This is a genomic window from Citrobacter sp. S46_ASV_140 (assembly GCF_018919545.1).
GTDB lineage: Bacteria > Pseudomonadota > Gammaproteobacteria > Enterobacterales > Enterobacteriaceae > Citrobacter > Citrobacter braakii.
Map to the genome: position 1 here is coordinate 1 of NZ_JAHLRC010000133.1, position 9,197 is coordinate 9,197.

Annotated in this window: 7 protein-coding genes, 4 tRNA genes and 1 pseudogene; 6 read left to right on the forward strand and 6 right to left on the reverse strand. The window is 50.6% G+C overall.

Annotated features, from left to right (window positions below; genetic code table 11):
- Position 1: 1 nt before the first annotated feature.
- Positions 2–77, reverse strand: a tRNA-Val gene (locus KQJ19_RS20465).
- Between the two features lie 258 nt (positions 78–335).
- Between KQJ19_RS20465 and gltX the strand changes: the two genes are divergently transcribed.
- Complete coding sequence (gltX, locus tag KQJ19_RS20470; RefSeq protein WP_137380939.1) at positions 336–1,751, forward strand: glutamate--tRNA ligase; 1,416 nt, start codon at positions 336–338, stop codon at positions 1,749–1,751.
- Positions 1,752–1,807: 56 nt separating this feature from the next.
- On the opposite strand, the gene KQJ19_RS20475 is transcribed toward gltX, so the two are convergent.
- Positions 1,808–2,200: a YfeC-like transcriptional regulator gene (locus KQJ19_RS20475; RefSeq protein WP_016153914.1), complete on the reverse strand. Its 393-nt coding sequence runs from the start codon at positions 2,198–2,200 to the stop codon at positions 1,808–1,810.
- Between the two features lies 1 nt (position 2,201).
- Positions 2,202–2,564 (reverse strand): YfeC-like transcriptional regulator, encoded by a 363-nt coding sequence (locus KQJ19_RS20480; RefSeq protein ID WP_047499824.1) that lies wholly within the window; start codon positions 2,562–2,564, stop codon positions 2,202–2,204.
- Between the two features lie 221 nt (positions 2,565–2,785).
- Here KQJ19_RS20480 and KQJ19_RS20485 point away from each other — a divergent pair.
- From KQJ19_RS20485 to KQJ19_RS20495, 3 genes are all read left to right on the forward strand, one after another.
- Positions 2,786–2,861, forward strand: a tRNA-Ala gene (locus KQJ19_RS20485).
- Between the two features lie 42 nt (positions 2,862–2,903).
- Positions 2,904–2,979: transfer RNA gene (locus KQJ19_RS20490), tRNA-Ala, on the forward strand.
- Positions 2,980–3,021: 42 nt separating this feature from the next.
- Positions 3,022–3,097: transfer RNA gene (locus KQJ19_RS20495), tRNA-Ala, on the forward strand.
- Positions 3,098–3,250: 153 nt separating this feature from the next.
- On the opposite strand, the gene nupC is transcribed toward KQJ19_RS20495, so the two are convergent.
- Complete coding sequence (gene nupC, locus KQJ19_RS20500) at positions 3,251–4,453, reverse strand: nucleoside permease NupC (RefSeq protein ID WP_016153912.1); 1,203 nt, start codon at positions 4,451–4,453, stop codon at positions 3,251–3,253.
- Positions 4,454–4,797: 344 nt separating this feature from the next.
- Here nupC and KQJ19_RS20505 point away from each other — a divergent pair, with 344 nt between their 5' ends.
- Positions 4,798–6,036, forward strand: coding sequence for an Nramp family divalent metal transporter (locus KQJ19_RS20505; RefSeq protein WP_153690164.1), 1,239 nt, complete (start codon positions 4,798–4,800; stop codon positions 6,034–6,036).
- Positions 6,037–6,119: 83 nt separating this feature from the next.
- The gene (locus KQJ19_RS20510) at positions 6,120–7,667 is read left to right on the forward strand and encodes a hypothetical protein (RefSeq protein WP_216404061.1); all 1,548 of its coding nucleotides are present in this window, start codon (positions 6,120–6,122) and stop codon (positions 7,665–7,667) included.
- Here the strand turns inward: KQJ19_RS20510 and KQJ19_RS20515 are convergent.
- Both KQJ19_RS20515 and KQJ19_RS20520 read right to left on the reverse strand, forming a co-directional pair.
- A complete protein-coding gene (locus tag KQJ19_RS20515; RefSeq protein ID WP_200046902.1) occupies positions 7,660–8,871 on the reverse strand; it encodes an amidohydrolase family protein in 1,212 nt (403 codons plus the stop codon). The genes KQJ19_RS20510 and KQJ19_RS20515 overlap by 8 nt on opposite strands.
- Positions 8,864–9,197, reverse strand: a pseudogene (locus tag KQJ19_RS20520) (adenylosuccinate lyase family protein); the annotation flags it as partial. The gene KQJ19_RS20515 and the pseudogene KQJ19_RS20520, both read right to left, overlap by 8 nt.

A 9,197-nucleotide genomic window follows, 5' to 3' on the forward strand; every position in this document is an offset into this window, starting at 1 on the left:
GTGGTGGGTGATGACGGGTTCGAACCGCCGACCCCCTCCTTGTAAGGGAGGTGCTCTCCCAGCTGAGCTAATCACCCCCGCTGTGTGGAGTCGCATTATAGGGAGAGTTGAAAATGAGTCAACGCATTTTCTAAAGAAATTGTTCGTTCGTCGTAAATTTAAACAAAACGATCGCAAAACAGTCCGTGCGGCATGATTTGTATACGAAAATGGCAAAGCGTAATGTTCCAACCTGAACAACATTGAGGAATCAGACCACGGTGATAGAATACGAGCCTGATAATCTTCCCTGGATTTGCCGGTTGTCGGCATCTTTATAAACGTAAGGCCATTTCATGAAAATCAAAACTCGCTTCGCGCCAAGCCCGACAGGCTACCTGCACGTCGGCGGTGCGCGTACTGCTCTTTATTCCTGGCTTTTTGCACGCAACCATGGCGGTGAGTTTGTGCTGCGTATTGAAGACACCGATCTCGAACGCTCCACTCCGGAAGCTATTGAAGCCATTATGGATGGCATGAACTGGCTGAATCTGGAATGGGATGAAGGCCCGTACTTCCAGACCAAACGTTTTGATCGCTACAACGCGGTGATTGATGAAATGCTGGAAGCAGGCACCGCATATAAATGCTACTGCTCTAAAGAGCGTCTGGACGCGCTGCGCGAAGAGCAGATGGCGAACGGTGAGAAGCCGCGTTACGACGGCCGCTGCCGCCACGGCCACGAGCATCACGCTGCTGATGAACCTTGCGTGGTTCGTTTTGCCAACCCGCAGGACGGTTCCGTTATTTTTGACGACCAGATCCGTGGGCCGATCGAATTCAGCAACCAGGAGCTGGATGATTTGATCATTCGCCGTACCGACGGTTCCCCGACCTACAACTTCTGCGTTGTTGTCGACGACTGGGATATGGAAATCACCCACGTTATTCGTGGTGAAGACCATATCAACAACACTCCGCGTCAGATCAATATCCTGAAAGCGCTGAACGCGCCGGTGCCAGTGTACGCACACGTATCAATGATCAACGGTGACGATGGTAAAAAACTCTCCAAACGTCACGGTGCGGTCAGCGTTATGCAATACCGCGACGACGGTTACCTGCCGGAAGCGCTGCTGAACTATCTGGTGCGTCTGGGCTGGTCCAGTGGCGATCAGGAAATTTTCACCCGTGAAGAGATGATCAAACTGTTCTCCCTCGGTGCGGTGAGCAAGTCTGCGAGTGCGTTTAACACTGAAAAACTGCAGTGGCTGAACCATCACTATATTAATGCGCTGGCGCCGGAATATGTAGCAACCCATCTGCAATGGCACATTGAGCAGGAAAATATCGATACCCGCATAGGCCCGCAGCTGTCAGAGCTGGTTAAACTGCTCGGTGAGCGCTGCAAAACGCTGAAAGAGATGGCGCAGAGCTGCCGCTATTTCTACGAAGACTTTGCCGAGTTCGACGCTGATGCAGCGAAGAAACACCTGCGCCCGGTTGCGCGTCAGCCGCTGGAAGTGGTTCGCGACAAGCTGGCTGCGATTAGCGAGTGGACGGCAGAAAACGTGCACCATGCGATTCAGGCAACGGCTGATGAACTGGAAGTTGGCATGGGTAAAGTCGGGATGCCGCTGCGCGTAGCCGTTACCGGCGCGGGTCAGTCCCCAGCGTTAGACGTTACGGTGCATGCGATTGGTAAATCCCGCAGCATTGAGCGTATTAATAAAGCGCTGGCGTTTATTGCTGAGCGTGAAAGCCAGCAATAAGACTGATTGACCGATGAAACAACGGCAGGAGCGTATCCTGCCGTTTTTTTTGCCTGTTATTCAGACTCATCAATACCCAAACGAGTAAGAAAAGTGCGAATACCTTCGCGCGAAATATACATCGCCAGCTTTTCTTGTTCCGTGGGGGACATGTTGTCCAGTGCGCTAATTATCTGGCGACACGCGTGGCTGCGTACTACGTGGGTGTATTCTGCCAGCGGTTCTTCAGCCTGATAAACTTCAGGGACTTTGCGAAAAGCGGGAATATTGAGCAGAAACGCGCGGACGCTGGAGTCAATATGAATCAGTCTTGCACGACCACCTTTAACGCCGGGAAACTTTTCGGTAGTCCAGTTTTGTTCTCTGATCCAACGATTGACGGTTTGTTTGGCAACCCCGAGACATTCCGCCAGCTCTTCGGTCGTCATTTTGCTGCGTAATTTTTTCATATTATTTGTTTTCGCGGATCCCTAAACGCTGTAATAAACCCGTAATGCCTTCACGCAGGATCAGTGAGGTAAACATTTTCTGTTCTGTCGGCGTCATTTCTTTGGCGAGCCTAATCAGCAGCGCTTCAACAGAGGTATCGCCGGATATCGATAAGTTATCTGACAAACCTTCGGCTGAACGCTCAGCGCTGCGAATGTATTCACGAACTTGTTCGGTGACGTGAACCAGCCGGGCTTTACCGCCCTGAACGCCTGGTTTTGGTGATGTCGCCCAACCTTCTTTGCGTACCCATTTATTGATGGTCTGTCGGCTGTATCCGGTCAGATTAGCAAGTTCTTCTGGCGTCATCCGTTCCTTGAACATAACGATTCCCTGAATAGTCGTGGGGTTAATTAGTGGTTCATTTTATAGCACCATTTTAGTAGAAACCGTGACGCGTTTAACTACTGAATGCGAGTTGTTACGCAATGTTCTTCATTTGACTGCTTTTTCAGCGATTGAATTCTATGAGTTAATTTTGCCGTTGACACACGCGAAGGGAATTCATATGATGCCGCCCGTCAACTCGACAAGCTTTACGTAATGGGGCTATAGCTCAGCTGGGAGAGCGCTTGCATGGCATGCAAGAGGTCAGCGGTTCGATCCCGCTTAGCTCCACCAAATTTAATCCCAATGAATTTGGTACGTACGTAAAAGCATCGTGGGGCTATAGCTCAGCTGGGAGAGCGCTTGCATGGCATGCAAGAGGTCAGCGGTTCGATCCCGCTTAGCTCCACCAAATTTAATCCCAATGAATTTGGTACGTACGTAAAAGCATCGTGGGGCTATAGCTCAGCTGGGAGAGCGCTTGCATGGCATGCAAGAGGTCAGCGGTTCGATCCCGCTTAGCTCCACCAAAATTTAAACCCTCGCTGAAAAGCGGGGGTTTTTTGTTTCTGCATCCTGCCAGTTCTTACTCTTTATCTCTTCGGTTTGCTGAATCGCAGGCATAAAAAAACCGGGGAGAATATGAATCTCCCCGGTCTTATTACTGCGACGTTGTCTTACGCTTACAGCACCAGTGCGGCGATAGATGCGGACAGTACGCTCACCAGCGTAGAGCCGTACACCAGCTTCAGACCAAAGCGAGAAACCACGTTACCTTGCTCTTCGTTCAGGCCTTTAATCGCACCGGCGATAATACCGATGGAAGAGAAGTTAGCGAAGGAAACCAGGAACACGGACAGGATGCCTTCTGCGCGCGGGGAGAGCGTAGCGGCGATTTTCTGCAGATCCATCATCGCAACGAATTCGTTGGAAACCAGTTTAGTTGCCATGATACTGCCTACCTGCAGCGCTTCGCTGGACGGCACACCCATTACCCATGCAACCGGGTAGAAGATGTAACCCAGGATGCCCTGGAAGGAGATGCTGTAGCCAAACCAACCGGTCACGGTGGCGAACAGAGCGTTCAGGGCAGCGATCAGTGCGATGAAACCAATCAGCATCGCCGCAACGATAATTGCCACTTTGAAACCAGCCAGAATGTATTCACCCAGCATTTCGAAGAAACTCTGGCCTTCGTGCAGGTTAGACATCTGGATATTTTCTTCGCTGGCGTCAACGCGGTACGGGTTGATCAGCGACAGCACGATAAAGGTGCTGAACATGTTCAGAACCAGCGCCGCAACCACATACTTCGGTTCCAGCATGGTCATGTACGCGCCGACGATAGACATGGAAACAGTCGACATCGCCGTTGCTGCCATGGTGTACATACGGTTACGAGACATTTTGCCGAGAATATCTTTATAGGCGATAAAGTTCTCGGACTGACCCAGGATCAGAGAGCTGACGGCGTTGAAGGATTCCAGTTTGCCCATACCGTTTACTTTGGATAACAGGAAACCAATCGCGCGGATGATTACCGGCAGTACGCGGATATGCTGCAAAATACCGATCAGGGCGGAGATGAAGACGATCGGGCAAAGCACTTTCAGGAAGAAGAATGCCAGGCCTTTATCGTTCATGCTACCGAAGACAAAGTTTGTCCCTTCATTAGCAAACCCGAGCAGTTTCTCAAACATCTCGGAGAAGCCTCTCACGAAGCCCAGACCGACATCAGAGTTCAGGAAGAACCATGCCAGTAACACTTCGATAACAAGCAATTGAATAACATAACGAATGCGGATTTTTTTACGGTCACTGCTTACCAGCAGTGCGAGTACCGCAACCACGGCAAGGGCCAGGACAAAATGAAGAACGCGGTCCATATTTGCTCCAAATATGAGGCAGGTTTAGTTTTCGTGCACATTCTATGTAACAACCATAAAGAAAACGAGATCAAACACACACTATAATAAGGACCTGTGACGAGATTCAAAATTAGTGATCGGTGATACACTTCCGTTATGTTTAGTATGGAAGTGAAAAGTTATGTCATTGTGCTATTCTCATAACAATAATTAAACATCTCGCCGGTATTTCCAGAATCCTTATCGATCCATAGACAAACGCTATCAGAGAAATCAACGTCACCCATTAAAATGAATTTGATAATCATTCTCAGTAGGCGTAGCTTGAAATATAGCAAAGGCTATGTTTCTGAGGCACTAAAATGACTAACGATCGCGTTGAGAGTAGCAGTGGGCGGGCAGCGCGCAAGTTGAAGCTCGCATTAATGGGACCTGCGTTCATTGCGGCGATCGGCTATATCGATCCGGGTAACTTCGCCACCAATATCCAGGCAGGGGCCAGCTTTGGTTATCAATTGCTGTGGGTGGTGGTCTGGGCAAACCTGATGGCGATGCTGATTCAGGTGCTGTCGGCAAAACTCGGCATTGCTACGGGTAAAAACCTGGCGGAGCAAATTCGCGATCACTATCCTCGCCCGGTGGTGTGGTTCTACTGGGTGCAGGCAGAAATTATCGCTATGGCAACAGACCTTGCTGAGTTTATTGGCGCTGCGATTGGCTTCAAACTGATCCTCGGCGTTTCCTTATTGCAAGGGGCCGTACTCACCGGTATCGCGACGTTCTTAATTCTGATGCTGCAGCGTCGCGGTCAAAAACCGCTGGAAAAGGTGATTGGCGGCCTGCTGCTGTTTGTGGCCGCGGCTTACATTGTGGAGCTGGTTTTTTCCCAACCGAACTTTGCGCAGCTTAGTAAGGGAATGGTGATCCCAAGCCTGCCTAATTCCGAAGCGGTGTTTCTGGCCGCTGGGGTGCTCGGTGCGACTATCATGCCGCACGTCATTTATCTGCACTCTTCCTTAACTCAGCATTTGCACGGCGGAACACGCCAACAGCGCTATGCGGCCACTAAATGGGATGTGGCTATCGCCATGACGATTGCCGGATTTGTCAATCTGGCGATGATGGCGACGGCTGCCGCTGCATTTCATTTTAGCGGGCATACCGGTATTGCCGATCTCGATCAGGCGTATCTGACCCTTGAACCGTTGTTGAGTCACGCTGCAGCGACGGTGTTTGGTTTAAGCCTGGTGGCTGCGGGACTCTCTTCTACCGTGGTCGGTACGCTGGCGGGGCAGGTGGTGATGCAAGGGTTTATCCGTTTTCACATTCCGCTATGGATACGCCGTACCGTCACCATGATGCCATCATTTATTGTAATTCTGATGGGATTGGATCCGACCCGTATTCTGGTGATGAGTCAGGTGTTGCTCAGTTTTGGTATCGCGCTGGCGCTGGTGCCGCTGCTGATCTTCACCAGCGACAGTAAGCTGATGGGGGATCTGGTCAATCGTCGTTGCGTTAAACAGATTGGCTGGGTCATTGTGATACTGGTCGTGGCGCTCAATCTCTGGCTACTGGCAGGCACGGCGATGGGGCTATAATCAACCGTGACTCGCGACGGGTCACGGTTTTAATTGAGCTTTTCCTCTATGATGTGCCCTGCATAATTAACTGGCAGGCGTTCATGAATCATTTTGATCTCTCTTTTCTGAAATATCTCCAGGACAACAGTCCGCTCCCCGTTGAAGAGGCCGTCGAGCGTTTCGGTAAAACGCTCTCCACGCTAAAACGGACAATGAAAGAGCTCAATGAACTTCTGCCAGAGAATGTCCAGCTACATCAGGATAATCAGTTTATTACCACCCGGATTGGCTACAGCGAATACCGACAGTTTTTAGCGCGCGTCCAGTTTAATCGCTATATCACTACGGCAGAAGAGAGGGTGAAGGATCTCTTTGTGGCGCTCTGTTTGCACGATGTGGTGAATAAAAATGATTATTACAAAAAATTTTATGTCAGTGCGGGAACGGTAAAAAATGATAATCCCGTCATGATGAGCCTGGTGCAGGAACGCGATCTGATTGTGCAAAGTATCCCGCGTAAGGGCTCCCGGCTTGCGGGGGATGAGTTCCAGCTGCGGCTGGCGGCGTGCATGACGATATTAAAAACGGTCGAAATTGGTGAGGATCACCGACTTATCGCCCACCAGGCCAATGAGCCGACAGGCCGTTCAATTGCCGAACAGTTTCTTCATGAGTGTGCAGCAGAGATAAACCAGGCGGCAGACTATTACGAAGATAAAATCAGTCCGGTCATCGCCCTGGGATATAACGGCAGAAAATACTTACTGGTCTATCTTAGCCTTGCCCTGCACCGTATCCGCAGGGGACACAGAATTACGGAGAGTTCGGCGGCTGAGTTTTTGACAACCTTTCCTTATGGCGTATTGCCTGATGCGGATGAAAATATCTGTCTGGATCTGCTGATTGCTTCACTGACGTTTACTCATCGCCCCTTCACATTATACGACGCCCGGCTGGTCTCTTACGTTAAGCGCACCTGTCATGCTTTAGCCGGATGTCTGGAGAACACCATTCACAATCAGCACGCCTGGTTTGCGGAGATTTATAATTTTATCTATGCCGCCATCATCCAGAATAAATTTCATCTCTGGTTCGATGATAAAAAGCTCCATGATGTCCAGCGACGCTATCCTGAGCTATGGGATCATGTCCAGTATGCGGTGAAGGAGATTGAACATCACTGGCAAACGACCTTTTCTGCTATTCACCTGGCAACCCTGGTGCTGATTATCAAAAAGTATGCGCTCAAAAATCGGGTTGTTGGCGATAAGAAAAAGCGGGTCATTATTGTGACGAACTCGTCAGAGAGTAAGGTCGGCTATTTTAAAGAGATGCTTTTCTCCCGCTTCCATATTGAAATCCCCGCCTGCATCAACATCAATGAGATTGCGCGGCTTCAGCAGCTCGAATTCGACCTGCTGATTACCTTTACAAACAAGATATCGAGTCATCTCCGCTACGCAGGGCTGGATTATGTCAAAGTGAATTTCTGGCTCACGCAGGACGATCTCCTGTTATTACGCGAAAATGGACTTCCCTCCGCGCGCAAAAAAATACCTGCTGAGGAATTTATTCAGCAGGTTCAGGGAATGAGCCAGGAGGCGTTAAAAATTTTTCTTGATACGCATTACAGTGATATTTTTATTTAGCCAGAGGTTGCGAAACGCCGCGACACCAGACGGCTTCCAGGTTTAACTCTGCACCCAACACGAGAATATCGGCATCTTTTCCTGACGTCAGGCTGCCTTTTCTCGCGTCAACACCCGCCAGGATTGCCGGATTAAGGCAGGCAATCTGCGCGGCTGAAACCCAGCCTTTTTCCAGCCTGTCGACCACATTTTTCACGGAGTCCAGAAAGCTCATCTCCAGTTTGCACACTTCGGACCATTCCGTGGGTGAAACCGTTCGGGTCTTTCCGCTGTGGTCGGTGATTTCAAGACAATGATTGTGAATGCGAAACGTCTCCTGGCGCAGGTAATGGTGGAATTCTGATCCTTCGGGAAAATCCACATATCCCAGACAATCGCTGACCATGACCAACCGGCGATCTTTTTTCAACCGATAGAGAATGTCGAACACTTCTGGTCGCAACGTAATCCCGCTCTGCTTTGCCACCTCGGCATACGTATTCTGATGGTACATCAGCGCCCCCACCACGCCAGGCTCCCGGTGATGCAGCCCGCGCATGGCGCTAAATGCATGGGTAAAGTGGGTTAAACCGGCTTCAATGGCGAGGGTGGTTTCATCAAAGGTGGCGTCGGTATGACCGGCTGACACGGTGACGCCTGACTGGCGTAAATAGCGGATTAGCGCCAGGGCGCCCGGCAGTTCAGGTGCGAGCGTCATCAGACGGATATTTCCCCTCGCGGCGTGCTGATAGCGTTTGAATCCTTCGATACCGGGTGGTTGAATCGCGTCCTTGCTCTGCATTCCGCTGTATGCAGGGTTAATAAAGGGGCCTTCCATATGAATACCCACCGCTTCGGCACCATCTTCCGCTTTTGCGTCTGCAATCCAGTCTGCGGCGGTGGAAAGACTCTCCAGCAAGAACGTTTCCGACTGGGTGGCTGATGTTGCAAGCCACGCGGTAACCCCGGCGTTAACCAGATCCCGGCTCATCGCCTGCAAAGAACGGCGTTCACCTCTCCAGGCAAACGACCCTCTCCCCCAGCCGTGAACGTGAATATCCACAAAACCGGGCATCAGCATGGCATGGCGATAATCGACGATTTTTCCTCGCGGTGTACTGTCGAGGCCAGAAATACGTCCGCTTTCAATATGCAGATAGCCGCTTTCGATTCCATTCGGGGTGACAATGCGTTCACTTGCCAGAGAAAGCAGGGGATCAGCCATTGTCTTTCTCCCATACGCGAGCGGCCGTTTCCTCGGCGATTTCTGCGCAAAGGCCGATGTAGTGAGCAGGATCCAGCAGCGTATTAATTTCTGAATCGCTAAAGTGCTGGCGAATAAGAGGGTCATCGCGCAGCACATCAGCGTAGGGGATGCCTTCATGCGTGCTGCGCATTGCCAGTTGGTAGACGCGTTCATGTGCGGCATCTTTGCCCAGCCTTTCCACCAGCTGCATCATGATTTTTTCGCTATTAATAAGACCATGCGTTAACTGCACATTCTGGCGCATACGACCAGGATTGATGACCAGCGTTCGCGTCAACTCTTCG

What these genes read in the sequence shown, in the direction of transcription:
- gltX (WP_137380939.1), top strand. Translation starts at nt 336, where the DNA reads ATGAAAATCAAAACTCGCTTCGCGCCAAGCCCGACAGGCTACCTGCAC.
- KQJ19_RS20475 (WP_016153914.1), bottom strand. Translation starts at nt 2,200, where the DNA reads ATGAAAAAATTACGCAGCAAAATGACGACCGAAGAGCTGGCGGAATGT.
- KQJ19_RS20480 (WP_047499824.1), bottom strand. Translation starts at nt 2,564, where the DNA reads ATGTTCAAGGAACGGATGACGCCAGAAGAACTTGCTAATCTGACCGGA.
- nupC (WP_016153912.1), bottom strand. Translation starts at nt 4,453, where the DNA reads ATGGACCGCGTTCTTCATTTTGTCCTGGCCCTTGCCGTGGTTGCGGTA.
- KQJ19_RS20505 (WP_153690164.1), top strand. Translation starts at nt 4,798, where the DNA reads ATGACTAACGATCGCGTTGAGAGTAGCAGTGGGCGGGCAGCGCGCAAG.
- KQJ19_RS20510 (WP_216404061.1), top strand. Translation starts at nt 6,120, where the DNA reads ATGAATCATTTTGATCTCTCTTTTCTGAAATATCTCCAGGACAACAGT.
- KQJ19_RS20515 (WP_200046902.1), bottom strand. Translation starts at nt 8,871, where the DNA reads ATGGCTGATCCCCTGCTTTCTCTGGCAAGTGAACGCATTGTCACCCCG.